Raw genomic sequence first — 26,075 nt, forward strand, 5'->3', positions numbered from 1 at the left:
CGGGCCGACCGTCCGGTTGCGCGTGGAGGAGACTACGCACGAACGCACGCGTCAGCGCGAGGATCGCGTCGTCACCGAGGAGCCGCTGGAGATCAGGGTCGCGTCGCCCGGGGCGCAGGCGCAGCGCGTGTGGGTGACCATGCGTACGCCCGGCCAGGACTTCGAGTTGGCTGCCGGGTTCTTGGTCCACGAGGCGATCGTGCGTCCGGAGTGGATCCGCCAGGTCGCCTACTGCACCGACGAGAGTCTCGACGCGGAGCAGGAGTTCAACGTGGTCACCGTGAACGTCGACCGTCCCGTGGAGTTGCCCGAGCGTACGATCGGCGCCCAGAGCAGCGGCTCGTCTGCCTGCGGTGTGTGCGGCAAGGATTCGGTCGCCGCGGCGCTGGCCAGCCCGCCGGTGTCTCGGTGGGAGGGAGCCGACCTGAGCGCCGACGTCGTACGACACCTCCCGGGCGCGCTGCGGGAGCGCCAGAGTGTCTTCGCCAAGACCGGTGGCGCGCACGCGGCGGCGCTGGCCTCGTCGGACGGCACGTTGTGGGTCGTACGCGAGGATGTCGGTCGGCACAACGCCGTCGACAAGGTCACCGGCGCGCGGGTGCTGGCAGGTCAGTCCCCCGCCGAGGCAGCCCTGGTCGTGAGTGGTCGCGCCGGTTTCGAGTTGGTCCAGAAGGCAGCAGCCGCGGGTGTCGGGGCACTCGTCGCGGTGGGTGCGCCGACGAGCCTGTCGGTGTCTCTGGCCGAACGCAGCGGGTTGGCGCTCTTCGGCTTCACCGATGAGTCGAGGACCGTCAGGTACGCCTGAATCGGCCGGTCAGGGCGTGTGGTGACCCCGACTGTCGGTGGTCGAATCTAGGTTCGTCCTATGCGCATCCTGCACACCTCCGACTGGCACCTTGGCCGGTCGTTCCACCGCGAGGGGATGCTCACCCATCAGGGCGCGTACGCCGATCACCTCTTGGAGGTCGTGGAGTCCGAGCAGGTCGACCTCGTGGTCGTGTCGGGCGACGTCTACGACCGCGCGCTCCCCCAGGTCGACGCGGTCGCGTTGGCCGACGACACGTTCTCGCGGCTGGCCGCCTCGCGCGCGAAAGTGGTGGTGTCGTCGGGCAATCACGACTCTGCCCAGCGGCTCGGCTTCGGGTCGCGATTGATCGATGCGGCAGGGGTCTTCGTGCGTACGAGACCGGGTGAGGTCGGCACCCCGGTGCTGCTCGACGATGCGCATGGTCAGGTCGCCGTGCATGCCATCCCGTTCCTCGAACCCGCGGTGGTCTCCCCTGCCTGGTCCCTGCGCAGTCGCTCCCACGAGGCCGCGCTGACCGAGGCCATGCACCGGGTGCGCGCCGACCTGTCCGCACGTCGCCACACGCGCAGCGTGGTGCTGGCTCATGCCTTCGTGGCCGGGTGTGCGCCGAGCGACTCCGAGCGCGACATCAGCGTGGGTGGAGTCTCGATGGTCTCCGCCGACGTCTTCCAGGGCATCGACTACGTCGCCATGGGGCACCTGCACGGCGCCCAACGCGTCACCGAGCAGGTCCGTTATTCGGGCAGTCCGCTCGCCTACTCCTTCTCCGAGGCCACCCATCTGAAGGGATCGTGGCTGATCGATCTTGGTGCAGGGGGCATTGCGGCCACCACCTTCATCCCGGCACCGGTGCCCCGGCCGCTGGCGCGGTTGCGCGGCACCCTCGAAGAGTTGCTGTCAGACCCGGCGTTGGCGGGTGACGAAGCAGCCTGGGTGCAGGCGACGTTGACCGACGACAGTCGGCCGGTCCAGCCGATGGAGCGACTACGTCGTCGTTTCCCGCATGCCCTGGTTCTCGGATTCGAGCCGACGCGGGAGACCCCGTTGACGTCGGCGCGGCGGCGCTGGCACGAACGCGACGACCACGAGATCGCTCTGGCCTTCGTGAAGGACCTTCGCGGGCGCGGCGCCACCCCGGCCGAGTCGGCGCTGCTTCGCGAGGCGGTCGACGCCTGCTGCCACGACCGCGATCAGGACGCGGAGGTGGCGGTCTGATGCGGCTGCACGAGTTGCACATCACGGCCTTCGGGCCGTTCGCCGAGTCGGTCACGATCGACTTCGACGCACTCAGCGCCTCTGGACTCTTTCTGCTCAGTGGGGCCACCGGATCTGGGAAGTCCAGCATTCTCGATGCCGTGTGCTTCGCGCTCTATGGCGACGTGCCCGGTGATCGGTCGACCGCCAAGCGACTGCGCTCGGATCTGGCCGATCCCGCGACCGCTCCGCGGGTGCGGCTCGAATGCACTCTCTCGAGCCGACGGTTCCGGTTCGAGCGCTCGCCTGCTTGGCGACGAGCCAAACGGCGCGGCACCGGCGAGACCACCGAGCCCGCGAAGGGCGCTCTGCTCGAGCAGGTCGACGGCGAGTGGATCACCCGCTCGACCCGACTGGATGAGATCGGTCACCTGGTGGGCGATCTGATCGGCATGACCATGGCGCAGTTCTGTCAGGTCGCGATGTTGCCTCAAGGTGAGTTCCACACGTTCTTGCGTGCCAAGCCCGATGATCGTCAGCACTTGCTGGAGCGACTCTTCCGCACCCAGCGCTTCGGCCAGGTGGAGGCGTGGCTGCGGCACCACCGCACGACGTTGCGCCGTCAGTCGGAGCTTGAGGAAGAGCGCGTACGCGAACTCGTCAGCCGGATCAGCGAAGCCGCGACGTCCCCCATCCCGTCGGACTGGGATGGACACGACCTCGCCACCGTGGCTGGCGCTGCGGCGTGTTCGCAGTGGGCCGCCAAGGTGATCGATACCGTCACCGCTGATCACGCGGAGTGCACGGCATTCGCCCGCGCCGCCGCCACACGTCGAGTCGAGGCGTCCTCGCGTCGGGTCGACGCGGAGGCCCTGGCCGAGTTGCAAGGTCGACAGCTGGCTGCAGCCGCCCGCGCCGAGACTCTGGCTGCGCAGTCGCAGGCACACCTTGCGCGACTCGAACGCCTGAACGCGGCACACGCGGCAAGTGCGCTGGCGGTCGTTGCTGAGCCTGGTCGAGGAGACCGCGTGCAGCCACGACGAGGCTGAGGTGATCCTCGCCGAAGCGAGGGCTTCAGCCGCGGTCGACACCACCGATCGACACGAGTTGGCCGGGCTCGAGGTCAAGGCCGTCGAGGCCGTGGAGACGGCCAGGCTCGCTGTCGAGGACGCCAAGGCGCGCCTCACGGCCGAGCAGGCGATCGGCACCTACGACCGGGACCTGGCTGCGTTGGATGCCGAGGCGTCGCGGCAAGCGGCGATGGCCGATTCGGTGCCGGAGAAGCTGCGCGCCGCCCAGGAGTCGCTGCACGAGTCACGGGCCGCCGCCGACCGACTGGAGGCCACGTCGGCCCGGGTGCGTGCCTGGCAGCAGCGAGCCGACGCGGCCGAACGCGCCGAGCGGCTCCGCGTCGAACTGGTCTGCGCGCACGAGGCGCGACAGGACGCGGTTGATCGAGCTCAGGCCGCCCTCGATGTGGTCCACGACGTTCGCGAACGTCGGTTGTCGGGAATGGCCGCCGAGATCGCAGGTGGGCTGGCGGTGGGCTGCTCTTGTCCGGTGTGTGGTTCGGCAGATCATCCCCGGCCCGCCGAACCTGAGCCGGGGGCGCCGGCGGCCGAGGACGAACGCGCCGCTCGCAAGGCCGCCGACGATGCGAACGCGGCACGTCACCTGCACGAGGAGCACTGCCGAGACCTCACCACGACGCTGGCGCTGGCCAAGACCCAGGCCGACGGCGACCGGGCCACCATCGCCGAACAATTGGCCCAGGCACGTGCCGAACTCGACCTGACGCAGCACACAGCCGACCGTCTCGCTGCCGACCAACGCGCCTACGATGCACTCCTGACCCAATCGGGTGCGCTGGACGAGGCCAGACGTACGCTCGAACTCAAACGAGTGGGCATGGAGTCGGCCCGCGCCACGATGCTGGCGAACCGTGACTCGCTCGACGCCAGGATCAGACAAGCCGTGCCCGACGTGGCCGACGGTGATCCGAGTCCGCTGTTCGCCGAGCGTACTGAGGGGCTGGCCCACCTGCGCCAGGTGATCGCCGCCATGGACGTCGCGCGCACCCGCCGTACCGAGCGGCGACGTGCCCACCGGGCGCTCATGGCGGCGCTGGCCGAGACACCATTCGCTTGCGCGGACGAAGCCCGCGGTGCGCTCTGCACACCTGAGGTGATCAGCCGGTGGCAGGAGCAGGTCACCGCCCACGACCGTGACGTGGCCCAGGTCGAGGCACTTCTCGCCGACCCTGAGCTTGTCGCGGCGAGCACGCGTCCGGCCCCCGATCTCGACGTCCTCCGGGCCGAGGCGCAGGCGGCCGAACAGGCCGGCGTGGCCGCCGACACAAGCCTGGCGCGCTCTCGCGAGCGGCTCGGGCGCCTGTCGGGGCTCCGGGCGGCCCTTGACCAGGCACTCAGCCGCTGGGCGCCGCTGCTGGATGACGTCGCACTTGCCACGTCGCTGTCGCAATTCGTGGACGGGAAGTCGGCCGACAACCTGCTGCAGATGCGGCTCTCGGCCTATGTGCTGGCCTATCGCCTGACCCAGGTGGTGGAGGCGGCCAATGCCCGGCTGCTGACGATGAGCGACAGCCGCTACTCCTTGGAGCACAGCGACCAACGTGGCGCCGGTGAGACGCGCGGCGGTCTGAGTCTGCTCGTCCGCGACGACTGGACCGGCGAATCTCGCGATCCGGGGACGCTTTCGGGTGGGGAGACCTTCGTGGTCTCTCTCGCGCTGGCCCTCGGCCTGGCGGACACACTGACCCAGCAGTCCGACGCCAGCGCGATCGGGGATTCTCGCCTCGACACCCTCTTCGTTGATGAGGGGTTCGGCAGCCTGGACGCCGACACCCTCGAAGACGTGATGAACACCCTCGATGGACTCCGGGAAGGCGGCCGTGTGGTGGGGGTGGTCAGCCACGTGGCCGAGATGCACGATCGCATTCCGACCAGGCTCGAGGTCGTCAAGGGCCGCCGGGGTGGCTCCACCGTGCGGGCCTCGATCCCGGTGGTGGACGCGACGTCCTAGTCGTTAGGTTGGCGCCCATGGCCTCGGTTGATCCCACCTTCTTGGAGTTGCCCCTGCGGAGCCTCAGCCAGATCGCGCTGGCCCGGGCGGCCGAACTCGGCGCCACCCACGCCGACTTCCGGATGGAACGGATTCGCGGTCAGCGCATCGGAGTGCGCGATGGTGGCGTGCAAGGGATCTCCGACAGTGAGGACCTGGGCTTCGCGGTGCGCGTCATCCACCACGGGGCCTGGGGTTTCGCTGCCGGCGTCGTGCTGGACGAGGCCGAGGCTCCCCGCGTGGCCGAGACGGCCGTCCGCGTTGCCGAAGTAGCCAGCGGCATGACCACTGCCCCGGTGCAGATCGCGCCCGAGCCGACGTACGACGACCTGGCTTGGGTGTCTGCCTATGACATCGACCCGTTCGAGGTGTCAACGAGCGAGAAGTCGGCTCGTCTGGTCGAGTGGACCCGCCGTCTGCTGGATCACCCGACCGTGCAACATGCCAGTGCGTCGCTCTCGCAGGTGCACGAGTGCAAGTTCTATGCCGACCTGACCGGCACCACCCTGACTCAGCAGCGGATCAGGCTGATGCCGACCTTCGAGGCGATGGGCGCCGATGCCGACAGCGGGGTGTTCGACTCGATGACCTCCATCGCACCCCCGGCGGGGCGCGGGTGGGAGTACGTCGCGGACAACGAGCACTGGGACTGGGACGCCGAGATCGCCGAGGTGCCGGATCTGCTCGACGAGAAGCTCCGTGCGCCGAGTGTGACCCCGGGGACCTACGACCTGGTCATTCACCCCTCCAATCTGTGGCTGACCATCCATGAGTCGATCGGACACGCGACCGAGCTCGATCGGGCGTTGGGCTACGAAGCCAACTACGCGGGCACGTCGTTCGCGACCTACGACCAGCTCGGCTCACTGCGCTATGGCTCCGAGTTGTTGAACGTCACGGGTGATCGCACCGTCGAACACGGTCTGGCGACGATCGGATGGGATGACGAGGGTGTCCAGACTCAGGCGTGGGACATCGTTCGCGACGGCATCCTGGTGGGCTACCAACTCGATCGGGTGATGGGCCACGCCAAACCCGAACTCAACGGCGGACGCTCCAACGGTTGTGCGTACGCCGACTCTCCCGGTCACATCCCCATCCAGCGGATGGCCAACGTGTCTTTGCAACCTGCTGAGGACGGGCCTAGCACCGAGCAGCTCATCGCCGAGGTCGAGGACGGCCTCTATGTCGTGGGAGACAAGTCCTGGTCGATCGACATGCAGCGCTACAACTTCCAGTTCACCGGCCAGCGCTTCTTCAAGATCACCGACGGCCGCCTGGACGGGCAGGTACGAGACGCCGCCTACCAGGCCACCACCACCGACTTCTGGGGCTCGATGGACGCCGTGGGGGGACCCGACACATGGCTCCTGGGCGGTGCCTTCAACTGCGGGAAGGCGCAGCCGGGTCAGGTCGCCGCGGTCAGTCACGGCGCGCCCACCGCACGATTCCGCGGCGTACGAATCCTCAACACCCAAGACGAGGCGGGCCACTGATGACCACCACACCCCAGGACCTCGTCGAGGTCGCGCTGGCCGCCACCTCGGCCGACGACTGCCTCGCGATCGCGACCAACGAGGTCTCGGCCAATCTCCGTTGGGCCAACAACACCCTGACCACCAACGGCGTGATGCACGGGCTGACCCTCACCGTCATTTCGTTCGTACGCCAAGGTGGCGGGGTCAGCGCCGGATCGGTCACCGGCAGCGTCACCACGCCCGAGCAGGCGCGAGCATTGGTGGCTGCCGCCGACTCTGCGGCGCGATCGGCGGGTGCGGCCGAGGATGCGGCCGAGCTGGTGTCAGGCGACGCCTCCCCAGCCTGGTCAGAGCCGCCCGCCCAGACCGGCATCGACGTGTTCGCGGACTTCGCACCCCACCTGGGTGAGGCGTTCGGTGTGGCTACGGCGGCGGACCGGGTGCTCTACGGCTTCGTGGATCACCGGGTGCAGACCACCTACCTCGGCTCGACGACCGGTCTGCGGCTGCGTCACGCCCAGCCGACCGGGCACTACGCGTGCACCGGCAAACCCGGTGACCTCAGTCGCAGCGCCTGGGTCGGTGGCGCCACCCTCGACTTCACCGACGTCGATCCGTTGGCGATGGAGCAGTCGCTGGCGCGTCGGCTGGCCTGGGGGTCGCGCCAGATCGAGCTGCCGGCCGGGCGCTACGACACGATCCTGCCGCCGAGTTCGGTCGCCGACCTGATGATCGATGCCTACTGGTATGCCGGTGCGCGCACCGCGGCCGACGGCCAGTCGGTGTATAGCCGCCCCGGTGGCGGCACCCGGCTGGGCGAGGCATTGACCAAAGCGGGTGTCTCGCTCTTCTCCGACCCCGCCTACCCCGGCCTGGAGTGCGCCGGCTTCAACACCGCCTCGACGTCGGACAACGAGCAATCGGTGTTCGACAACGGGCTCCCTCTCGGCCGAACCCCGTGGATCGAGAACGGCGTGCTGCGCTCCCTGATCCAGACACGGCAGTCGGCTGACCTCACTGGCCAGCCCGTCACGCCGTACGTCGACAATCTGATTCTCGACGCGGGCGGATCAGGGTCTCTCGACGATCTGGTACGCGGCACGGAGCGCGGACTGCTGCTGACCTGTTTGTGGTACATCCGCGAGGTCGATCCGCAAACTCTCCTGCTTACCGGGCTCACCCGCGACGGCGTCTACCTGATCGAGGACGGTGCGATCACCGGCGAGGTCAACAACTTCCGTTGGAACGAATCCCCGATCGATCTGCTGAACCGGTTCACGCATGCCTCTGCGCCGGAGCGGAGTTTCAGCCGCGAATGGGGCGACGACTACTTCAACCGCACCGCCACGCCGGCGCTGCGGATCCCCGACTTCAACATGTCCAGCGTGAGCCAGGCCCGCTGACCTGCCGCGCCAAAACGCCGCGGTCAGTCGGCGAACGCCTCCGGAGGCGGGCAGGCGCAGACCAGATTCCGGTCGCCGTACGCCTGATCGATGCGCGCCACGGGCGGCCAGTACTTGTCCGGATCGATCCCCGAGGGGAAGACGCCCAGCGTCCGGTCGTACGCGCGATCCCACTCGCCCACGAGTGCCCGCGAGGTGTGCGGGGCGTTGCGCAGCGGCGACTCTTCGGCCGAGTAGGTCCCGGCAGCCACCTGGTCGATCTCGTCACGGATGGCCAGCATCGCCTCGCAGAACCGGTCGATCTCGCGCAGGTCTTCGGACTCGGTGGGTTCGACCATCAGCGTGCCCGCGACGGGGAACGACATGGTGGGCGAGTGGAAACCGTAGTCGACGAGCCGCTTGGCGACGTCGTCGACCGTGACACCGGTGTCCTTGGTAAGGCCGCGCAGATCGAGGATGCACTCGTGAGCAACCAGACCGTTGTCGCCGGTGTACAGCACCGGGAAGGCCTGACCGAGCCGCTTGGCGATGTAGTTGGCGCTCAGCACCGCAGTCGCGGTCGCGCGGGTCAGCCCCGAGGCTCCCATCAACCGGATGTAGGCCCACGTGATGGCCAGGATGCCTGCGGAACCGTACGGTGCCGCGCTGATGGCACCGATGCCAGCGCGCTTCGCCTCGTCGGGGTGCTGCTCGTGTGAGGGAAGGTACGGCGCCAGGTGCGTGCGAACCGCGACCGGACCGACACCCGGACCGCCGCCACCGTGCGGGATGCAGAAGGTCTTGTGCAGGTTGAGGTGGGATACGTCGCCGCCGAACCGACCTGGGCGCGCGTAGCCGAGCAGCGCGTTGAGGTTGGCACCGTCGACATACACCTGGCCCCCCGCCGCGTGCACGAGGTCGCACAACTCGGTGATGGTCTCCTCGTAGACGCCGTGCGTCGACGGATACGTCACCATGATTCCGGCCAATGTCTCGGCGTGCTGCTCACACTTGGCGCGCAGGTCGTCCAGATCCACCGATCCGTCCTCGGCCGCCTTGACCACGACCACACGGAGTCCGGCCATCACGGCCGATGCCGCGTTGGTGCCGTGTGCCGAGGACGGGATCAAGATGACATCACGCCCCTCGTCGCCGTTGGCCTGGTGGTAGCCACGGATCGCCAGCAGGCCCGACAACTCACCCTGCGAGCCCGCGTTGGGCTGAATCGAGACTCGGTCATAGCCGGTGACCTCAGCCAACCAACCCTCCAGATCGCCGATCAACTTGGCATAGCCGGTGGCGTCCTGAGCCGGTACGAACGGGTGCACGTCGGCGAAACCCGGCAGGCTGATCGGCTCCATCTCGGTGGTGGCGTTGAGCTTCATCGTGCACGAACCGAGCGGGATCATGCCGCGGTCGAGCGCGTAGTCACGCGCGGAAAGCTTGCGCAGGTAGCGCAGCATCTGGGTCTCACTGCGATGCTCGTGGAACACCGGGTGGGTCAGGAAGTCGGTCTGTCGCAGCAGCGAGTCGGGCAGGCGTACGCCCGGGTTCGTGGTGCTCAGATCGGCGCTGAGCCCGAACGCTTTGAGCACCGAGGCAAGAGTGGAGCGGGTCGTCGTCTCGGATGTGGAGATGCCGACCGTGTCCGCGTCGACGAGACGAAGGTGCACGCCGAGCGTACGAGCGCTCGCGACGATGTCGCTCGCGCGACCCGGTGCCGCCACGGTGAAGGTGTCGAAGAAGGCATCCTGCCCGACCTCGTACCCACCGGCGCTCAGCGTCTGGGCGAGTAGGGAGGCGTAGCCGTGGGTCATCCGCGCGATCGCGCGTAGGCCGTCCGGCCCGTGATAGACCGCGTACATCGAGGCAGCGACCGCCAGCAGGACCTGCGCGGTGCAGATGTTGGACGTCGCCTTGTCGCGGCGGATGTGCTGCTCGCGGGTCTGCAGTGCCAGGCGGTACGCCGGCCGCCCCTCCGCGTCCACGCTGACGCCGACCAGGCGACCGGGCAGGTGCCGCTCCAACCCGGACCGTACGGCCATGAATCCCGCGTGCGGGCCGCCGTAGAACAACGGCACTCCGAAACGTTGCGACGAACCGACCACCACATCGGCGCCGAGTGCCCCCGGTGCCTCCAACAGCGTCAAGGCCAGCAGGTCGGCCGCAACCACCGCCATGCCGCCGCGCTCGTGGATCGCCTCGATCACCGGCCGGGGGTCGCTGATGCGACCCGAAGCACCGGGATATTGCACGAGCACACCGCACAGGTCCCCCTCCGGCAGGCCCTCGGTCAGGTCTGCGACGACGACCTCGATCCCGAGCCCCCGGGCCCGGGTGCGTACGACTTCGAGCGTCTGCGGGAGTGCGTCGGCGTCGACGACGAACGCGCCGGTGGCTTTGCGGTCTGCTCGCCGGATCAGCGTCATCGCCTCGGCTGCAGCGGTGCCCTCGTCAAGCAGCGACGACCCTGCCAAAGCCAGGCCAGCAAGGTCGGCGATCATCGTCTGGAAGTTGAGCAGCGCTTCGAGCCGGCCTTGGGAGATCTCCGGCTGGTAGGGCGTGTAGGCGGTGTACCACGACGGGTCCTCCAGTACGTTGCGCCGGATCACCGGAGGAGTGATCGTGCCGGAGTAGCCGAGACCGATCATGGACTCACCTGGCCGATTCGCCGCCGCGAGCGCGCGCAGTTCCTTGGCGACGGCGTCTTCCGAGGCCGGGCCGGGCAGGTTCAGCGACTCAGCCATGGCGATGCTGGCGGGGACTGCCGTCTGCATCAGCGCTTCGAGTGACTCGTATCCGAGCGTCTGGAGCATCGTGGCGACATCGTCTTGGGTGACGCCGATGTGACGCCGTGAGAAGGCGTGGGCGGCGCCGGTCTCCAGGTCGGCGAGAACGTACGGCTGATCGGTCATGGGCGCTCCTCGAATTGCGGGACTCGGGTCGCTCCCCCTCAGTCGCCCGCGGGCTCCAGAGTTGCCTGCTCCACACGGTCCTGGCGCCTGAGAGGTTCCGGGGAGGAGTTGCCCCTTCGGCGCTTCGTCACGTCACCGGCCCGCGGGCCGAAGGCGTACGAAGACTCTCCCGTGCGGGATAGTCAGCGCTGTCGAACCTACCGGATCAATCCCGAGGAGGCGACACCTTGGGCGCTGGGCGCGTGGGATCGTTGCGTGGCGAGTCGACGTCCTCGGGAACCTTGATCGGGCGCCAGCGCGCCCAACCCAAGAAGGCCGCTGCGACCACCAGCAGTCCCAGCCCGGTCCAGAGGTTGGCGTTGATGCCCCCGGTCTTGTCGGTTGCGGGATCGAAAGCCATCCCGGCAAGCGTCAGCAACAGGCCATAGATCCCCAGCAGGGCTCCGATGATGTTGCGGATGTCGAAGGCGCCCGCCGTCTTGGTCGGCGAGCCTGCGGATTCGGGGGTGCTCTCAGCAGATGAAGATGACATGGTGCTGCCCTCTCGTTAGAACGCGATGCTGAGTGCGATGACCAGGGCGGTGCGTTGAAGAACCCGAACAAGGTCTGGAGGTAGTCCATGACGTTGCTGAACCGTCCCGCGATGGAGGCGGTGAAGATCGCGATGAAGGTGGCGGCGACGGTTGCCAGGCGACCGATGCGCAGGTAGTAGTCGTCGTCGTGGTTCTTGCGGATGTAGTGCTGCCACAGGTCATAACTGAAGACGGTGTTGAACGCGCTGATGTTGGCGGCCATGCCGGCCATGAAGGCGGCCAGTTGGCATCGATCAGCGTGGCGTGGGCGATGCCGCCCAGACGTAGGTCGGGCAAGGCCTTACTCTTCCGAGTCGAGTTGGCCCTTCCAACCTAGGGGAGCATCGTGACCTGCGTCATACCTTCCGGGGTGGGCCTCAGCCCACGTTGCGGGCGGCGCGACGAGCGGCGAGCTCATCGCCGGCTGCCGGTGCGGCAACGGTGTCGGTGACGTCGGCGGTGCGCTCGGACGGCAGTTCGGCCAGCGAGCCCTCGATCTCGCGCCACACTCCCCCGATCGCGATGCCGAACACGCCCTGGCCCCCTGAGAGCAGGTCGATGACCTCGTCGTTGCTGGTGCACTCGTACACCGAGACGCCGTCGCTCATCAGCGTGACGCGGGTCAGGTCATCGGTGCCGCGGTCGTGCAGGAACTGCACCGCGGTGCGGATCTGCTGCAACGAGATCCCCGCGTCGAGCAGCCGCTTGATCACCTTGAGGATCAAGATGTCGCGGAACGAATAAAGCCGCTGGGAACCTGAGCCCTTGGCGCCACGTACGGTGGGCTCGACGAGCCCCGTACGCGCCCAGTAGTCAAGCTGGCGATAGGTGATGCCAGCCGCGTTGCACGCGGTCGGACCCCGATAGCCGAGGTCACTGGGCAGGGGTGAGACGTCGTCGGTGAAGAGCAGTCCCTGCTCCTCGGCGGACTCGGCCGCAGCGGTCGTGACGCCGTCCACCTCGTTCACGTTGTCCTGCACTGCAACCTCCGCGGGCCTACTCCGTTGCGCGTAACGTCCAGGGGATTCCGCAGGTGCGTGCTCAACGACTGCGAGAGCACAACGGTGGAGTTACAACAGAGACAGTTCAAGGTAAGTGTCGATACCTAGGCGGGTCAACGCGAGAGTCGGCGTGTCGCAACCCTCAACCTCAACTTGAGGGTGAGCCTTCGGGCCCTTCCTCGAAGTCGTCTGCGGACACCTGATCGAGGAACTCGCGGAACTTCTCGACCTCGTCCTCCTGCTCGGCAGGTACGTCCAGCCCGGCCTCGAGCAGCACCTCGTCGGCGACCCAGATGCGAGTTCCGGTGCGCAACGCGAGCGCGATCGAGTCCGAGGGACGGGCGCTGACCTCGGCCCCAGAGCCAAACCGCAGCGTCGCGAAGAAGACCCCGTCCTTGACGTCGGTGATCTCGACGCGATCCAAGGCGTTGTCGGTGGCGTCCAGGATGTTCTTGAGCAGGTCGTGCGTCAGCGGGCGCGGCGGGGTGACGCCCTGCTGAGCGAACGCGATCGCGGTCGCCTCGACTGCGCCGATCCAGATCGGCAGATAGCGCTCGCCCGTCACTTCGCGCAGCAACACGATGGGCTGGTTGGAGGGCATCTCGACCCTCACTCCGATGACATCGACCTCACGCACGTCGCCAGCCTAGCCCGAGGGTGAGGACGTCAGCGACGACGAAGTCCGGTCTTGACCAACGTGGCGTGCAGTCGTACGGACAGCGCGGCGATCTGCGAGATCGTGTCGTCGGCGCGACCTCGCGCGGCGCTGTCGCGACCGCTCTGCAACGGTGCGACGACCTGCTCCACCAGGCCCACCTCACGATCAGCTGCCGTCTTGAACGCACGAAGGTGACGGGGCTCGAAACCGAAGTCGGCCAATTCGCGTGCGGACTGCGCCACGATCAGCGCATCCGGGTCGAAGTGTGCGGTGCCCGGGATCGGGCGCACCAGGCCGTAGGCCTCCAACTGCTCCAGCAGATTCGCGTCGATCTCGGCGATCTTCATCAACTCGCGGCGCGAGAGGCGTACGTCGCTTTGGCGCAGGAAACTCTCCGCGCTGGGCAGGCCGTCCTCGGCCAAACGCACCTTGGGCACAGTCGGGACAACCGACTCGATGGGCGGCGGCTCCAGCCCGCGATCCATCGCGTCCAGGTGCTCCCCGATCACCTTCAGGGGCAGATAGTGATCGCGCTGCATGCGCAGCACATACCGCAACCTCTCGACGTCCTCGGCCGTGAACTTGCGGTAGCCCGAGGGGGTCCGCTCGGGCGTAATCAGGCCCTCGGCTTCGAGATAGCGGATCTTGGGGATCGAGATCCCGGTGAAGTCCGCACGCAACTGCTCCAGCACCTGACCGATGCTGAAACGTGCTCGTGACGGTGATGCGGCGGACCCGGCAGCCGGCATCGAGTCAGCGCCCCGGACCGGTGAAGAACACCAGGCGGTACTTGCCGACCTGCACCTCGTCCCCGTCGCGCAGGTCGACCGAGTCGATGCGGTCCCGGTTGACGTAGGTCCCGTTGAGGCTGCCGACATCGCGCACGGCGAAGGCCGTGCCCGTGCGGTGGAACTCCGCGTGGCGGCGCGACACCGTGACGTCGTCGAGGAAGATCTCGCTGTCCGGGTGCCGCCCGGCGTGCACCACGTCGAGGTCGAGCAGGAACCTGCTGCCTGCCCCCGGACCTCGCTGCACGATCAGCAACGCGTGCCCGCTGGGAAGCGCGTCGACCGCCGCGGCATCCACGGGGTTGAGGGCGCGGTCGGAGGTGTCGACCTGCTCGGGTGCGCCGAAGGTGATCGTGGCCGTCGCATCCGGAGCGGGCTCCTGCGAGGGCGACACCAGTTTGGTGCCGCATTGCGCGCAGAACTTCGCGTCGTCGGGGTTGCGATTACCGCAAGCGGTGCAGAACGGCATGCGTGGAACCTACCAGCCGGGTCGAGGGGAGCAGTGAGGGAAAACGAGTCTAGAGGGAGGCTTGATAGTCCGCAGCGGACATCAGGCCCTCCAGTGCGGACGGGTCGGAGAGCTTGACGTCGAACAGCCAGCCCTCGCCGTACGGGTCACTGTTCACCACCTCAGGGGTCCCCTCCAGCGCATCGTTGATCGCGACGACCTCACCCGAGACGGGCGCGTAGATGTCGCTCACCGACTTCGTCGACTCCAGTTCGCCGCAGGTGTCGCCACCCGAAAGCGCGTCGCCGACGGCAGGCAGGCTCACGAAGACGATGTCACCCAGAGCGTCTTGGGCGTATTCGGTGATGCCCACGCGTACGACCCCATCCGCAGCCTCGCGGACCCACTCGTGCTCGGCGGTGTAAGACAAGTCATCTGGGTACAAGGCTGCTCCTCGAATCGGGTGAGGTGAAGGTCGAAGACCGAGGTGTCGCGCAGGGCTCTGGTGGCGGCACCCTCGGGCTCAGGATGAGGCTAACGGATCAGGAATCGTCTGGCTCGGCGTATTCGGGTTTGATCGGCTGACGGACCTCACGGATGTCCAGGTTGCTGAACTCCCTGAGCGTGACGGTGGCTCCGCTCTCCTCCATCGCCCCCACCGGACCGCGAAAGAAGGTGACGCCTTCACGCAGGGTCGCGGGGTCGCCGATGGCGTCGATCACGAACGGGGAGGTCACCTCGGCGCCGCCGAAGGTGAAGCCCGCAACAGTGGGCTCGACCGCGGTCTGCGCGATGACGCGCTGGGAGTCGTTGACGCCGATGGCCTCGGCACCCGCGTTGCGAAGCTTCCTGGATCAGATCCACCATCGTGTCGATCCCGACTCGGCCGTCGGTCTCGGTGATCGTGATCCGCAGTCCCGGACCGGAGACCGGCACCAGTCCGGCCAGCACGTTGTAGGTGTCGAGATCGTTGCGGGCCTCCCCCAACGCCGCCTCACGGCGAGAGTTGGCTGATCTGAGGTCGTCGAGGGTGCCCTCCAAGCGTTCGCGTTCCTCCTCGGCCAGTTGCGAGGCGCCACTGAGACCGTTGAGGACGTCGATGAAGTCCTGCTCGCGGTATCCGGCGTACGTGTCGTCATCATCGGTGAGTCGCACCTGGGTGACCGCGCCGAACCCGAGCGCGGCCAGCAGCACCGCCACCAGAATCTGTCCCCTGCCGGGTTTGGAGAACGCATGCCATAGGCGGCGACGGGCGCGAGTCTCGTCCGGTGCCGCCGGCTCGCTCGACGGGATCGTCGGCTCCTCGTCCACAAGGTCAGGCATGGAAGAGATGCCTCCGGATGGCCGCGACGTTGGAGAAGATCCGGATCCCGAGCACCACGATGACGCCGGTGGACAGTTGCCCGCCGACCCCGAGCTTGTCGCCCATGAACACGATCGCGGCAGCGATCACCACGTTGCTGACGAACGACACCACGAAGACCTTGTCGTCGAACTTGCCTTCCAAGAGCGCCCGCAGGCCCCCGAACACGGCATCGAGCGCGGCCACGACTGCTATCGGCAGGTAGGGCAGCAACGAGGGGGGCACGGAGGGGTCGAGGAAGACTCCCAACACCACCCCCAGCACCAGACCGAGCACGGCGATCACGGCATCACTCCTTGGGTCTCGGGCAACGGTACGTCCCCGCGTACGCCGAGGCGCACCGTACGCAGCTGCGGAGCCGTCACGGCACCCAGACGCAAACTCTTGACCTGCTCCTGGGTGACCGTGAAATCCAGCAGTCGCGCGTAGTCGAGGAAGCGGACACCCGTGGGGGCCTCCAGAAGCCGGGCCGCCAGCGTGCCGGAATCCCCGATCGCCGCAACCACATAAGGAGGCGTCAGGGGTCGGGAGTTGACGTGGACGACGTCGCCACTGTTCTTGATATAGGTCAGCGGCGTCATTCGCTGACCGTTGATCGCGATGGCCTCCGCGCCCGCGGTCCACAAGGCGTTGACCAACAGCGCGAGGTCGGCGTCGCGTACGGAATCACGGGGCGCGGCACCTTCGGGACTGTTCACCGTGATCTTCAGCGCAGGACCGGTGACGGCGCGGAAGCCGGTGCGCGCAGCCACCCCAGCGGCTTCCTGCTCCATGGCGTTGGCGTCTCGGTCGGCCGCCTGACCACGCGTACCCTCCGTGGCGATCTGCGAGCGGAGTTCGGCGTTGCCGGACTGGATCCCTGCCAGGCTGTCACGTTGAGCCTGTACGCGTTCGATCAGGATCGGCCTGCTCTCCTGCTCGTCGACGGACTGCTGCGCCGTCTGCGTGACGGCGACGGCGAGCACCACGCCGACAGCGACCAGCGTCGCGATGCGCAGCACCAGTTGCGGCCCGGCTCGCTCGGTGCCGGAGTTGGCCCTGCGCGTGGCGGCGAGGTCGTAGTCGCGATCGAGGGTCTCGTACGCGATCCGTTCCAGCAACGGCATCCGGGCAATGTCGTGCGGGGAGGCGTCGCGAGTGACGACGTCGGCCGGTGCGCGACCGTCAGCCATGGCGCTCCGCGGCGGGCAGGGGCTCGCTCTCGCGCAGCAACACCACGACCTGATACGCGTACAGGATCCCGGCCCACCAATACAGCCCGATCCCCCACAACGCGAAGGCCCAGCCGAACACGTTGGCCAGCGTCGCCATGGCGCCGGTGCCGTCACCGAGCAGCAGCAGCGGGAACGCGTACAGAAGATTGAAGGTGGCGGCCTTGCCGAGGAAGTGCACCGGCAGTGCGCTGTAGCCCCGGGTGCGCAAGAACGGCACGAGGACCCACAGCAGCAGATCGCGCAGCGGCAAGATCACGGCTACCCACCACGGGATGATGTCGCGCAATGCCAGACCCACCACCACCGCCAGGATGTAGAGGCGGTCGGCGACAGGGTCCAGGATCTGGCCCAGCGTGGACCATTGGTTAAGTCGTCGTGCCAGGTAGCCGTCGAGCCAGTCGGTCACACCCGAGACCATCAAGACGACCAGAGCCCAGCCGTCGGCTTCGGGACCGAGAACCAACCACAAGAACAGTGGCACGCCGAGCAGGCGGGTCATGCTGATCACGTTGGGGATCGTCCAGACGCGAGACGTACGCGCTCCGGTGTCGATCACGGCGACAGACTACCGAGCAGCGGTCCAGTTGACGTGATCACCTGGCTGGCGTCCGCACCCGATCACTGATCATCGTGATGCGCGGCATCGCGAATCTCGCCGACGAGTTCCTCGATGATGTCCTCCAAGGTGACCAGCCCCGTCACCGCGCCCTTGTCGTCGACGACCTGTCCCAGATGTGCGCCCCGCCGGCGCAGTGTGCCCAACGCGTCGTGGAGCAGGTCGCTGTCCCGGACAGCGGCGAAGGGGCGGACCCACTTGTCGTCGATGATGCGCGTACGCCGCTGCGGCGTCGTCTCGATGACGTCCTTGATGTGCAGATACCCGAGCAGCATCCCGTCAGGCCCCGAAACCGGGAAGCGACTGAAACCCGTCGTCGCGCACAGTTCCTCCACCTGCTCAGGGGTGCTGCCGCGCGAGATCACGGTCAACTCGTCGAGAGGCAGTCGTACGCTGTCCACCGTCTTGTCGGCGAACCCGAGAGCGCCGGTGAGCCGGCCGTACTCCTCGTCCGCAAGCAGTCCTTCGCCACGCGACTCCTCGACCAGGGCCGCGACCTGTTCGCGAGTGAAGGTCGAGCTGACCTCCCCTTGCATCTGCACACCCACGAGTCTCAAGACGCCGCGCGCGCACGCGTCGATCAGCCGCACGAGGGGACGCAGCACGGTGACGATGCCCCACACTGCAGGCCCCAGGATCATCGCGGCGCGCTCAGGGCCAGCGAGGGCGATGTTCTTCGGCACCATCTCCCCCATCACGACGTGGAGGTAGACCACGATCGACATCGCCACGGCGAACGACACCGGGTGCAGCGCGGCCTCGGGCAGGTGCAGACGGTGCAGCAACGGTTCGAGCAGGTGCGCGACCGCCGGTTCGCCGACCGCACCGAGGACCAGGCTGCACACGGTGATGCCGAGTTGGTTGACACCGATCACCAACGAGATGTTCTCCATCGCGCGCAGGGTGGTCCGCGCGAGTCGGGATCCCGCCTGGGCATGGGGTTCGATCTGGCTGCGTCGAGCCGAGAGCAGCGCGAACTCGGCACCCACGAAGAAGGCGTTGCCCAGCAACAGTGCGAGCGCGAGGAACACCGCGCCGGTGTCACTCATGGTCGCGCCTGATGCGCAAGGCAAGTCGGTCCACGCGCAGGCCGTCCATCCGGACCACCTCAAGCAGGGCGGTTCGAGCCGTCTCGGCGCGCTGTTGGATCTCGTCAGCGAGCAGATCCGGCAACGGCACTTCGGCGACGTCACCGGGGCGCGGCAAGCGCCCGAGCGTACGAAGCACCAGGCCTGCGACCGTGTCGTAGTCCTCGTGCTCGGGAAGCGCGATGCCGCTGACGTCCTGTACTTCGTCGGGACGCAGCAGTCCTGAGATGGACCAGCCTCCGTCGCGCAGTCGGAAGGCTCGGCTGCCCAGCCGGTCGTGTTCGTCCGCGATGTCGCCCAGGATCTCCTCGACCGCGTCCTCCAGCGTGACGATGCCCGCGAAACCGGCGTACTCGTCGAGGACGACGGCGAGCTGGAAACCATCCGCGCGCAGGAGGGTGAGCAGCGGGTCGAGCCGCAGCGAGTCGGGCACGACGATCGGCCTGGCCATGATGTGTTTGACCCGCGACGTCGCGCGGTCGCCGAGCGGCACGGCGACCGCGTGTTTGAGATGGACGGTGCCGACGACCTCCTCGTTGTCCAGCACGGGGAATCGACTGTGTCCGGTGGCCCTGGCCAACTCGATGACGCTGACGACGCGATCGCCCACGTCCAGGCTATGCGTGCGAACCCGCGGGGTCATGATCTCGCCTGCCGTACGCGTGCCGAACTCGACAGACCGCCCCATCAACACCGCGGTGCTCGCATCAAGGGTGCCCTGCTCGCCCGAGTGCGCGATCAGGCTGGCGAGTTCTTGCGAACTGCGTGCCGAACGCAATTCTTCTTGAGGCTCCACGCCCAAGCGCCGCACGATCGTGTTGGCAGAGCCGTTGAGAAAGCGGATCGGGATGGCGTTGACCGTGGTGAAGATCCGCGAGAAGGCCTGCGTCGCCATCGCGGTCTCGTACGGCCTGGCGATCGCGAGATTCTTGGGCACCAACTCGCCGAAGATGATGGTCAGCGCGGTGCTCAGAGTCAGGCCCACCGCGACGGCGATGCCGGGCACCATCGTGTCGGGGATCCCCGCACTGCCCAGCGCTGGACCGATCAGGGTGGCGATGGCGGGCTCGGCAAGGAAACCGATGGCCAGGTTGGTGACGGTGATGCCGACCTGTGCGCCCGAGAGTTGTGTGGAGAGTTGTCGCAGCGCGCGCTGAACACCCGCCGCCCTCGCGTCTCCCGCTTCTGCCGCGCGAGCCACGGCCGTACGGTCGACGGTGACGAACGCGAACTCAGCGGCGACGAAGACCCCGCACAACGCGATCATCGCCAACGAGATGACGAGCAGGATCAGAGCGGTCATCGTGGCGCGAACTCTAGTGGTGCGGCGCCAGACGTACGCATTCGGACGTCACTCGGAGGGTTCGGGCACCTTCACGTCCGGGGTCTTGCACTTCTCGATCTGCGGGTTCAGTCCCGTGTAGTTCAGGGGTCCGGCCAGCACTGTGAGGCCGATCGTGCCCAACTCGGCGCAGCCGCGCTCGCTCGAGTTGTCCAAGTAGCCGCGCTGGAACGCCGCGGCTCCCCCGATCAACAGCCAGATGATGAGCGCCAGGCCGAGAAGTTTCCTCATAGCCCTCAAGAGTGCCGCACCGGGTCGCACTTTCGCCTCACCCGTGAGGGGACACGCCGCACCGCAGTCCGGGTCCCACCTCGCCCGCACTCCACTTTCGGCTACTCCTTGCACTTCACACCTTGCTATTCGCTCATGCGTTCGATAGAGTGGGCGATACGCCACATCAGCCTGACAGGGCCACCAGGACCAGTCACCAGTGCGCAATCCCGGGGCTGTCGTCGCGAGTTGTGAGGTCGCCCGTAATTGTGCCGTGAGAACCGGCCCCCCTTCGACGCTGAAGCACAAGCACGCCCGCTTGCGCCTTGTCGTCCTTGGAGGGAGGCCGGTCCAGATGTCCACCACACCTGGCATGCATCCCATCCTCGGGGCGGCCGAGTTGATCCGTACGACACTGGCTTCGGTTGCGGCCACGAACGCGACGTTCATGTCTCCGGCAGACAAGCAGACCGCGTTGGTGCAGTTGACCTCTGCTGCGTCGTCGCTGCACGAGTTGACGCTGCGGGTGCTCGCCACCGCGGGCGAAGTGGCTGCAGACACGGCGTTTCGCGATGGCGCTGACTGGTGGGCCGCCGAGGCTCGGTTGCGGCGAGACGAGGCCCGCGCAGCGCAGCGACTGGCCCAAGCTCTCGACCGCCGTTATGGGCTGGTGGCGGCGGGAATGGCGTCAGGTGGGGTCAATCCGGCGCAGGCGCACGTGGTCGCGTCCGTGCTCGATGCTCTGCCTGACGACCTGCCGCCCGAGTTGTTGCCCAAGGCCGAGGCCCACCTCGTCGGCTTGTGTGCCGATCACGACCCTGCGGACCTGCGCCGGCTGGGGTCGCATCTAATCGAGGTGCTCGCCCCCGAGATCGCCGAGGAAGCCGAACGCAAGAGACTTGAACGCCTGGAGCGCGCGGCAGCGGCAAAGACCCGACTCCGGTTGCGCCGACTCGGCGATGGCACCACCCGACTCTCCGGCTTGATCCCCGACGCGTCCGCCACTCGGCTCGCCACCTTCCTTGACGCGTTCACCAACCCGCGCAAGAACCCCGACGAGCTCCCCGACCGCATCGTGGGCGCCTCCCCCGAACACGGCGGCGACCCCCTCGCCCGGCTCACCCATCCCCGCCGACTCGGCGAGGCGTTCGTCCAACTCTTGGAGTCGCTCGACCCGTCGCGACTTCCCCTGCACGGAGGTGACGCGACCACAGTCGTGATCAAGATCGACCTCGACGCCTTGCGTACCGGACTCGGCATCGGCGAGATCGTCGCCGCGTCGGCCCTCCCGGGCGACAACGTCACGGCCGACCGCATAAGTGCAGGCGAAGTACGCAGGCTGGCCTGCAGCGCCACCCTCATCCCCACCCTCCTGGGTGGCGCATCGGAGGTGCTTGACCTCGGCCGGGCCCAACGCCTGTTCACCGCAGCCCAGCGACGAGCCCTGCTCCTGCGAGATCAGACCTGCAGAGCAGCAGGCTGCACGATCCCCGGCACCTGGGCCGAAGCCCACCACTGGATCCCTTGGCAGGCAGGCGGGCCTACCAGCCTCGACAACGCGGTGTTGCTGTGTCACCACCATCACCAACGAGCCCACGACGAGGATTACGACCACGATCGGTTGCCCGACGGCACCATCCGCTACCACCGACGCAGATAGGAGCGTCGCGGCACATCTCTCCCCCGCCTGCCCGGCTGCCCTGCCCCGCGACTTAACGCGAGGGACACGAGGACGATGAGATCTCCCGCGATCGCGTCGAGGAAGTAGTGGTTTCCGGTGAGGACCACCGCGGTGATCATGAGAACTGGGATCAGCCTCCCGACTGCCCGGACCCAGGCCGAGCGGCCCTCGCGAACAAGAGCGATGCCGACGAGCAGGTCCCACCCGACGTGGAAGCTCGGCATCGCGGCGTACGGGTTGGTAAAGGCGGGCGGCTGCAGCACACGGTAGGCCTCGGTGTTCAACGTGACGGTGTCGACGAACCCGAGGTCCATTAGCCGTGGCGGCGCGACCGGGTACAACGCCACGATCAGCATGCCCACGACTCCGGAGATCAGGAGGGCGTTGCGGTAGACCACGTACGCCGAAGGTCGGCGTCGGCCCAGCCAGACGAGGACAGTGAAGATGACCGGCCAGTGGCCGTAGATGTAGATCGCGTTCATCACCCGTTCCAGGCCCGCGATCCCCAGCGCCCATCTTTGCAGGTCGAGTTCGTGAAATATGCCCAGGCGCTGTTCGAGCGCGACGATGTCCCAGGCGTTGTTTGCCGCCTGTGCATGATCGCCGGCCGTGAGACTGCGGACACCGAAGTAGACCGCCACGGCAAGCCCCAGCAGGACCGCCTCGCGCAGATACACCCGTTTCGAGGACAGGACCCCAGGCGCCGTCCGCGCAGGCGAGTCTTCGAGCACAGCGGGGCGGTCGATCAGGAGCGTCGGGGCCATCGTCCGATGACATCAACTCCGACCCGCCCTTGGCATCAGGTGATGCACCCGGATCAACCCTCGTCTTCTGGTTGGGGACAGCCCGGGGGAAAAGGGGCTCGAACCCTGATGTCGAACGGTCGGCGGAAGGCTAGCGGTGTCAGATCTGGTTGTCAGAGTGGCGGTCAAACCCCAAAAACGAGGGAGAGGCTGCCTCTCCGATTCTGGAGAAAACAGCCTCTGACCTGCGGTTTTACTTGTCGGGCTGACAGGATTTGAACCTGCGACCCCTTGACCCCCAGTCAAGTGCGCTACCAAACTGCGCCACAGCCCGATGCCCCGTGGGGCGGGTGAACACTATCGCAGCGTCCCGACGGTGAAGAATCCGGGGCGCGAGTCGGCTCAGCAGGCCAGGGTGGTGGCCGTCATCTCCATCTGCGTCACGAACATGTCGCCCGCACCGAGGTGCCTGCGCCACACCAATGCTGCACCTGCATCACGCCCGGGTTTGTGGTCGCTGCTGCGTCGCCGACGGTGGCCGTGAAACCGGTGGTGCTGCTGGTCGCGTTGGTTTGATCGAGCACCGATTCGGCGTACCACTCCACCGGGCACGGCCCGGAGGTTGCCAGCGCGGGCGCGGCATCGGGCGCCTCCCCCATTTGGCCACGCCCTGATGCACAGTCAGAACCACACAAAGCCAACGAAACACATCGTCAGCGCTTCCGCTTCTCCCGAGGACGTTGCTGCAGGACGATCGGCGTCCCGACGAAACCGAACTGCTCGCGCAGGCGTCGCTCCATGAAGCGCTCGTACGACGCGTCGAGCTTGCCCGAGGTGAACAACACGAACGTCGGAGGCGCAATCGACGTTTGGGTGCCGAAAAGGATCTTCGCCTGCTTGCCCGAGCGCACCGGGTGTGGGTGTTCGGCGACCAGGCGCCCCAGGAACGCATTGAGGGATCCCGTGGAGATTCGTGTCTCCCATCCCTCGATCGCCCGATTGAGCGCGGGGACCAGTCGGTCGATGTGCCAGCCGGTGCGCGCGGTGATGTTGATCCGGGGCGCCCACTGGACCTGTACGAGATCACGCTCGATCTCACGCTCCAGATAGTGACGCCGCTCCTCGTCGACCAGATCCCACTTGTTGAACGCGATCACCAGGGCACGACCGGCCTCACGCACGGTCTGCAGGATCCGTACGTCCTGCTCCGAGAGCGACTGGCCCGCGTCCAGCACGAGAACCGCGACTTCGGCGCGGTCGATCGCCGTGGTCGTGCGCAGCGACGCGTAGTACTCGTGGCCCGACGCCTCCTTGACCCGCTTGCGGATGCCGGCGGTGTCGATGAATCGCCAGACCTCGCCACCAATCTCGACGAGTTCGTCGACCGGGTCGACCGTGGTCCCGGCCACGTTGTCGACGACCACCCGCTCCTCCCCTGCCAACTTGTTGAGCAGCGACGACTTGCCGACGTTGGGCTTGCCCACGATCGCGATCCGCCGGGGACCGCCGACCTCCTCGTACGACACCTCGGGCGTCTCCGGCAGCGCCCCCAAGATCGCATCAAGCAGATCTCCGGAGCCACGGCCGTGCAGCGCCGAGACGGGTTGCGGCTCCCCCAGGCCCAAATTCCACAGTGCCGCAGCCTCGGTCTCCGTGCGCAGATCGTCGACCTTGTTGGCCGCCAGAACGACCGGTTTGCCCGAGCGCCGGAGCACCCGTACGACAGCCTCGTCGGCGTCGGTGATGCCGACGGTCGCATCCACCACGAAGAGCACCGCGTCGGCAAGAGAGACCGCAATCTCGGCCTGGGCCTTGATCCGCTCGGCGAGGCCGCGCGCGTCGGGGTCCCAGCCGCCGGTGTCGACGACTGTGAAGGCGCGCCCGTTCCAGTTGGCGTCATAGGAGACCCGGTCGCGAGTCACGCCCGGAATGTCTTGCACCACGGCCTCGCGCCGCCCGATGATCCGGTTGACCAGGGTCGACTTGCCGACGTTGGGGCGGCCTACGACTGCGAGCACAGGCGTGGCGACGCCGTTCGATTCGGTGTGGGGGTCGGTCACAAGACGTCCTGTTCTTTGGCGAGGGCTGCCTCTTTGTCACCCTCGGGAAGCGGGCCGGGCAGGTTGAGTCGCGTCTCGGCCTTGGCATTGTCGAGGCATCGGACCAGATGCTGTCGCAAGGCCTCGGTGCTGTCTTCGACCACGGACTTCGTCCGCGGCCACGGGCGCGCGGCGGTGCGCCAGGGCATGCCGAACGACACATCCACACGGGTGCCGCGCGGTGGACGAGACCGGCTCCCAGCACCGGGGAGCCGGGTGCCGAAGAACTGCACTGGCACCACCGGGGCACCGCTGACCAGAGCCAGGTAGGCAGCACCGCGATTGATACGTGACAACTCACCGTCGCCGCGGGTGCCCTCGGGGAAGATTCCGGCGGCTCCGCCTTCCGTCAGCACTCGCAGACATGCCTTGACCGCACCCGGATCGGGGTTGCGCCGATCGAGGGAGATCTGTCCGGCCCAGCGCAGGAAAGGCCCCATGGGTCCGCGGAACATCTCCTGCTTGGTCAGCGCGTGCACCGGCCGAGGCGACACGGTCGCGAGCAGCGGTCCGTCCCACCAGCCGACGTGGTTGGGCGCCATGATCACCGGCCCGGCGAGCGGAACGCGGTCGGCGTGGTGCGTACGCAGGTCGTAATAGCTCTTCAGCAACCGCAGCGCGGCCGGACGTAGCCGCGTCAGCGCGCCGGTGCTGGGGTGCGCGATCGCGTCGATGCGCGGCAGGCCGTCGTACGACGTCACGGGCCGGACTCTCCGGTCAGGGCCACGATCTGCGCGATGACCTCGTCCAACGTCAGGAAGGTGGAGTCGATGTGGACCGAACCATCGGCCATGGTCAGAGGGGCGGTCGCCCGGGAGGAGTCGATCTCGTCACGGCTGAGGAGTGATTCCTGGGTCGCGGCCACGTCCGCACCCCCCTCCTCCAACGCCCGACGGGCGGCACGTGCGGCGGCGTCGGCGCTGAGATAGACCTTCACCCGCGCCTCGGGAGCGACCACCGAGCCGATGTCGCGTCCCTCGACCACGATCTGACCGGCGCCGATGATCTCGCGCTGCAGTGCGAGCAGCCGCGCCCGGACGGCTGGAACGGCGGCCACGGGACTGACCGCACCGGTGACCTCCTCGCCACGGATCTCCACTCCCACGTCGCGACCGTCCACGTGGATGGCCGGATCGCGGGGGTCCGTGCCCGACTCGAGCACCGGCTCGTGCACGCGTCGTGCGATCGCGTCCGGGTCCTGGATGTCGACGCCGTGCTCCAACATCCACCAGGTGATGGCTCGAAACATCGCACCGGTGTCGAGGTAGCGCAGCCCGAGGCGCTCGGCGACGCCGCGCGACGTGCTGCTCTTGCCCGACCCGGAGGGACCGTCGATCGCGATGATCAGACCGGGGGCACGATCGTCGGCAGCAGCAGAGCACACGACCGAAGAT

At 67.6% G+C, this 26,075-nt stretch carries 27 protein-coding genes, 1 tRNA gene, 1 pseudogene and 1 riboswitch; of the genes and pseudogenes, 7 read left to right on the forward strand and 22 right to left on the reverse strand.

Going from position 1 to position 26,075, the window contains the following annotated elements:
- The first annotated feature begins 22 nt into the window (after positions 1 to 22).
- From V9G04_07870 to V9G04_07895, 6 genes are read left to right on the forward strand one after another with little or no spacing between them, the layout of a single operon-like run.
- A complete protein-coding gene (locus V9G04_07870; protein ID MEI2713206.1) occupies positions 23 to 805 on the forward strand; it encodes a formate dehydrogenase accessory sulfurtransferase FdhD in 783 nt (260 codons plus the stop codon).
- A gap of 60 nt (positions 806 to 865) precedes the next feature.
- Complete coding sequence (locus V9G04_07875) at positions 866 to 2,023, forward strand: exonuclease SbcCD subunit D (GenBank protein ID MEI2713207.1); 1,158 nt, start codon at positions 866 to 868, stop codon at positions 2,021 to 2,023.
- Positions 2,023 to 3,051, forward strand: a complete 1,029-nt coding sequence (locus tag V9G04_07880) for an SMC family ATPase (GenBank protein ID MEI2713208.1) — start codon at positions 2,023 to 2,025, stop codon at positions 3,049 to 3,051. The genes V9G04_07875 and V9G04_07880 overlap by 1 nt, the downstream gene beginning before the upstream one ends.
- On the forward strand, positions 3,005 to 5,044 hold the full coding sequence (locus V9G04_07885; protein ID MEI2713209.1) for an SMC family ATPase: 2,040 nt from the start codon (positions 3,005 to 3,007) through the stop codon (positions 5,042 to 5,044). Before V9G04_07880 ends, V9G04_07885 begins: the two co-directional genes overlap by 47 nt.
- A gap of 17 nt (positions 5,045 to 5,061) precedes the next feature.
- Entirely contained in the window at positions 5,062 to 6,579 is a 1,518-nt protein-coding gene (locus tag V9G04_07890) for a TldD/PmbA family protein (GenBank protein MEI2713210.1), read from the forward strand.
- On the forward strand, positions 6,579 to 7,964 hold the full coding sequence (locus V9G04_07895; protein ID MEI2713211.1) for a metallopeptidase TldD-related protein: 1,386 nt from the start codon (positions 6,579 to 6,581) through the stop codon (positions 7,962 to 7,964). Before V9G04_07890 ends, V9G04_07895 begins: the two co-directional genes overlap by 1 nt.
- A 23-nt stretch (positions 7,965 to 7,987) precedes the next feature.
- Here the strand turns inward: V9G04_07895 and gcvP are convergent, their stop codons facing one another.
- The 16 genes and pseudogenes from gcvP to V9G04_07975 all read right to left on the reverse strand — a co-directional run bounded on the left by gcvP (position 7,988) and on the right by V9G04_07975 (position 20,179).
- Entirely contained in the window at positions 7,988 to 10,858 is a 2,871-nt protein-coding gene (gene gcvP / locus V9G04_07900; protein MEI2713212.1) for an aminomethyl-transferring glycine dehydrogenase, read from the reverse strand.
- Between the two features lie 65 nt (positions 10,859 to 10,923).
- Positions 10,924 to 11,040, reverse strand: a riboswitch (glycine riboswitch).
- Positions 11,041 to 11,063: 23 nt separating this feature from the next.
- The gene (locus V9G04_07905; protein MEI2713213.1) at positions 11,064 to 11,390 is read right to left on the reverse strand and encodes a hypothetical protein; all 327 of its coding nucleotides are present in this window, start codon (positions 11,388 to 11,390) and stop codon (positions 11,064 to 11,066) included.
- A 35-nt stretch (positions 11,391 to 11,425) separates the two neighbouring features.
- Positions 11,426 to 11,674: pseudogene (locus V9G04_07910) on the reverse strand (Na+/galactose cotransporter).
- Between the two features lie 133 nt (positions 11,675 to 11,807).
- The gene (locus V9G04_07915) at positions 11,808 to 12,398 is read right to left on the reverse strand and encodes a MerR family transcriptional regulator (protein MEI2713214.1); all 591 of its coding nucleotides are present in this window, start codon (positions 12,396 to 12,398) and stop codon (positions 11,808 to 11,810) included.
- A gap of 181 nt (positions 12,399 to 12,579) precedes the next feature.
- Positions 12,580 to 13,068, reverse strand: a complete 489-nt coding sequence (locus tag V9G04_07920; GenBank protein MEI2713215.1) for a bifunctional nuclease family protein — start codon at positions 13,066 to 13,068, stop codon at positions 12,580 to 12,582.
- A gap of 29 nt (positions 13,069 to 13,097) precedes the next feature.
- Entirely contained in the window at positions 13,098 to 13,781 is a 684-nt protein-coding gene (locus V9G04_07925) for a MerR family transcriptional regulator (GenBank protein MEI2713216.1), read from the reverse strand.
- A 61-nt stretch (positions 13,782 to 13,842) separates the two neighbouring features.
- Positions 13,843 to 14,346, reverse strand: a complete 504-nt coding sequence (locus V9G04_07930) for an FHA domain-containing protein (GenBank protein MEI2713217.1) — start codon at positions 14,344 to 14,346, stop codon at positions 13,843 to 13,845.
- 49 nt (positions 14,347 to 14,395) lie between these two features.
- The gene (gcvH, locus tag V9G04_07935) at positions 14,396 to 14,770 is read right to left on the reverse strand and encodes a glycine cleavage system protein GcvH (GenBank protein ID MEI2713218.1); all 375 of its coding nucleotides are present in this window, start codon (positions 14,768 to 14,770) and stop codon (positions 14,396 to 14,398) included.
- Positions 14,771 to 14,867: 97 nt separating this feature from the next.
- Positions 14,868 to 15,119 carry a DUF881 domain-containing protein gene (locus tag V9G04_07940; GenBank protein MEI2713219.1) on the reverse strand — a complete coding sequence of 84 codons (252 nt, stop codon included), beginning with the start codon at positions 15,117 to 15,119 and terminating at the stop codon, positions 14,868 to 14,870.
- Positions 15,010 to 15,648 carry a hypothetical protein gene (locus tag V9G04_07945; GenBank protein MEI2713220.1) on the reverse strand — a complete coding sequence of 213 codons (639 nt, stop codon included), beginning with the start codon at positions 15,646 to 15,648 and terminating at the stop codon, positions 15,010 to 15,012. Before V9G04_07945 ends, V9G04_07940 begins: the two co-directional genes overlap by 110 nt.
- Positions 15,641 to 15,973 carry a small basic family protein gene (locus tag V9G04_07950; protein ID MEI2713221.1) on the reverse strand — a complete coding sequence of 111 codons (333 nt, stop codon included), beginning with the start codon at positions 15,971 to 15,973 and terminating at the stop codon, positions 15,641 to 15,643. Before V9G04_07950 ends, V9G04_07945 begins: the two co-directional genes overlap by 8 nt.
- The gene (locus V9G04_07955) at positions 15,970 to 16,860 is read right to left on the reverse strand and encodes a DUF881 domain-containing protein (protein MEI2713222.1); all 891 of its coding nucleotides are present in this window, start codon (positions 16,858 to 16,860) and stop codon (positions 15,970 to 15,972) included. The genes V9G04_07950 and V9G04_07955 overlap by 4 nt, the downstream gene beginning before the upstream one ends.
- The gene (locus tag V9G04_07960) at positions 16,853 to 17,458 is read right to left on the reverse strand and encodes a CDP-alcohol phosphatidyltransferase family protein (protein ID MEI2713223.1); all 606 of its coding nucleotides are present in this window, start codon (positions 17,456 to 17,458) and stop codon (positions 16,853 to 16,855) included. Before V9G04_07960 ends, V9G04_07955 begins: the two co-directional genes overlap by 8 nt.
- A 62-nt stretch (positions 17,459 to 17,520) precedes the next feature.
- The gene (locus tag V9G04_07965; GenBank protein MEI2713224.1) at positions 17,521 to 18,567 is read right to left on the reverse strand and encodes a hemolysin family protein; all 1,047 of its coding nucleotides are present in this window, start codon (positions 18,565 to 18,567) and stop codon (positions 17,521 to 17,523) included.
- Positions 18,560 to 19,909 (reverse strand): hemolysin family protein, encoded by a 1,350-nt coding sequence (locus V9G04_07970; GenBank protein MEI2713225.1) that lies wholly within the window; start codon positions 19,907 to 19,909, stop codon positions 18,560 to 18,562. The genes V9G04_07965 and V9G04_07970 overlap by 8 nt, the downstream gene beginning before the upstream one ends.
- Positions 19,910 to 19,957: 48 nt before the next feature.
- Positions 19,958 to 20,179, reverse strand: a complete 222-nt coding sequence (locus V9G04_07975; GenBank protein MEI2713226.1) for a hypothetical protein — start codon at positions 20,177 to 20,179, stop codon at positions 19,958 to 19,960.
- Positions 20,180 to 20,513: 334 nt separating this feature from the next.
- Between V9G04_07975 and V9G04_07980 the strand changes: the two genes are divergently transcribed.
- Positions 20,514 to 21,818, forward strand: a complete 1,305-nt coding sequence (locus V9G04_07980) for a DUF222 domain-containing protein (protein MEI2713227.1) — start codon at positions 20,514 to 20,516, stop codon at positions 21,816 to 21,818.
- On the opposite strand, the gene V9G04_07985 is transcribed toward V9G04_07980, so the two are convergent.
- The 6 genes from V9G04_07985 to cmk all read right to left on the reverse strand — a co-directional run bounded on the left by V9G04_07985 (position 21,800) and on the right by cmk (position 26,065).
- Entirely contained in the window at positions 21,800 to 22,603 is an 804-nt protein-coding gene (locus tag V9G04_07985) for a phosphatase PAP2 family protein (GenBank protein MEI2713228.1), read from the reverse strand. The genes V9G04_07980 and V9G04_07985 overlap by 19 nt on opposite strands.
- A 239-nt stretch (positions 22,604 to 22,842) precedes the next feature.
- Positions 22,843 to 22,916: transfer RNA gene (locus V9G04_07990), tRNA-Pro, on the reverse strand.
- 106 nt (positions 22,917 to 23,022) lie between these two features.
- Positions 23,023 to 23,241 (reverse strand): hypothetical protein, encoded by a 219-nt coding sequence (locus tag V9G04_07995; GenBank protein ID MEI2713229.1) that lies wholly within the window; start codon positions 23,239 to 23,241, stop codon positions 23,023 to 23,025.
- Positions 23,242 to 23,295: 54 nt separating this feature from the next.
- Positions 23,296 to 24,642 (reverse strand): ribosome biogenesis GTPase Der, encoded by a 1,347-nt coding sequence (gene der, locus V9G04_08000; GenBank protein ID MEI2713230.1) that lies wholly within the window; start codon positions 24,640 to 24,642, stop codon positions 23,296 to 23,298.
- Positions 24,639 to 25,382 (reverse strand): lysophospholipid acyltransferase family protein, encoded by a 744-nt coding sequence (locus V9G04_08005; GenBank protein ID MEI2713231.1) that lies wholly within the window; start codon positions 25,380 to 25,382, stop codon positions 24,639 to 24,641. The genes der and V9G04_08005 overlap by 4 nt, the downstream gene beginning before the upstream one ends.
- Positions 25,379 to 26,065, reverse strand: coding sequence for a (d)CMP kinase (cmk, locus tag V9G04_08010; protein ID MEI2713232.1), 687 nt, complete (start codon positions 26,063 to 26,065; stop codon positions 25,379 to 25,381). The genes V9G04_08005 and cmk overlap by 4 nt, the downstream gene beginning before the upstream one ends.
- Positions 26,066 to 26,075 lie beyond the last annotated feature (10 nt).

The organism is Nocardioides sp. (assembly GCA_037045645.1).
Lineage (GTDB): Bacteria > Actinomycetota > Actinomycetes > Propionibacteriales > Nocardioidaceae > Nocardioides.

Bases quoted from the DNA above. Each gene is read 5' to 3' on its own strand.
- V9G04_07875 (MEI2713207.1), top strand. From the start codon at position 866: ATGCGCATCCTGCACACCTCCGACTGGCACCTTGGCCGGTCGTTCCAC.
- V9G04_07880 (MEI2713208.1), top strand. From the start codon at position 2,023: ATGCGGCTGCACGAGTTGCACATCACGGCCTTCGGGCCGTTCGCCGAG.
- V9G04_07890 (MEI2713210.1), top strand. From the start codon at position 5,062: ATGGCCTCGGTTGATCCCACCTTCTTGGAGTTGCCCCTGCGGAGCCTC.
- V9G04_07895 (MEI2713211.1), top strand. From the start codon at position 6,579: ATGACCACCACACCCCAGGACCTCGTCGAGGTCGCGCTGGCCGCCACC.
- gcvP (MEI2713212.1), bottom strand. From the start codon at position 10,858: ATGACCGATCAGCCGTACGTTCTCGCCGACCTGGAGACCGGCGCCGCC.
- V9G04_07905 (MEI2713213.1), bottom strand. From the start codon at position 11,390: ATGTCATCTTCATCTGCTGAGAGCACCCCCGAATCCGCAGGCTCGCCG.
- V9G04_07930 (MEI2713217.1), bottom strand. From the start codon at position 14,346: ATGCCGTTCTGCACCGCTTGCGGTAATCGCAACCCCGACGACGCGAAG.
- V9G04_07945 (MEI2713220.1), bottom strand. From the start codon at position 15,648: ATGCCTGACCTTGTGGACGAGGAGCCGACGATCCCGTCGAGCGAGCCG.
- V9G04_07955 (MEI2713222.1), bottom strand. From the start codon at position 16,860: ATGGCTGACGGTCGCGCACCGGCCGACGTCGTCACTCGCGACGCCTCC.
- V9G04_07965 (MEI2713224.1), bottom strand. From the start codon at position 18,567: ATGAGTGACACCGGCGCGGTGTTCCTCGCGCTCGCACTGTTGCTGGGC.
- V9G04_07970 (MEI2713225.1), bottom strand. From the start codon at position 19,909: ATGACCGCTCTGATCCTGCTCGTCATCTCGTTGGCGATGATCGCGTTG.
- V9G04_07975 (MEI2713226.1), bottom strand. From the start codon at position 20,179: ATGAGGAAACTTCTCGGCCTGGCGCTCATCATCTGGCTGTTGATCGGG.
- V9G04_07980 (MEI2713227.1), top strand. From the start codon at position 20,514: ATGTCCACCACACCTGGCATGCATCCCATCCTCGGGGCGGCCGAGTTG.
- V9G04_07985 (MEI2713228.1), bottom strand. From the start codon at position 22,603: ATGGCCCCGACGCTCCTGATCGACCGCCCCGCTGTGCTCGAAGACTCG.
- V9G04_07995 (MEI2713229.1), bottom strand. From the start codon at position 23,241: ATGGGGGAGGCGCCCGATGCCGCGCCCGCGCTGGCAACCTCCGGGCCG.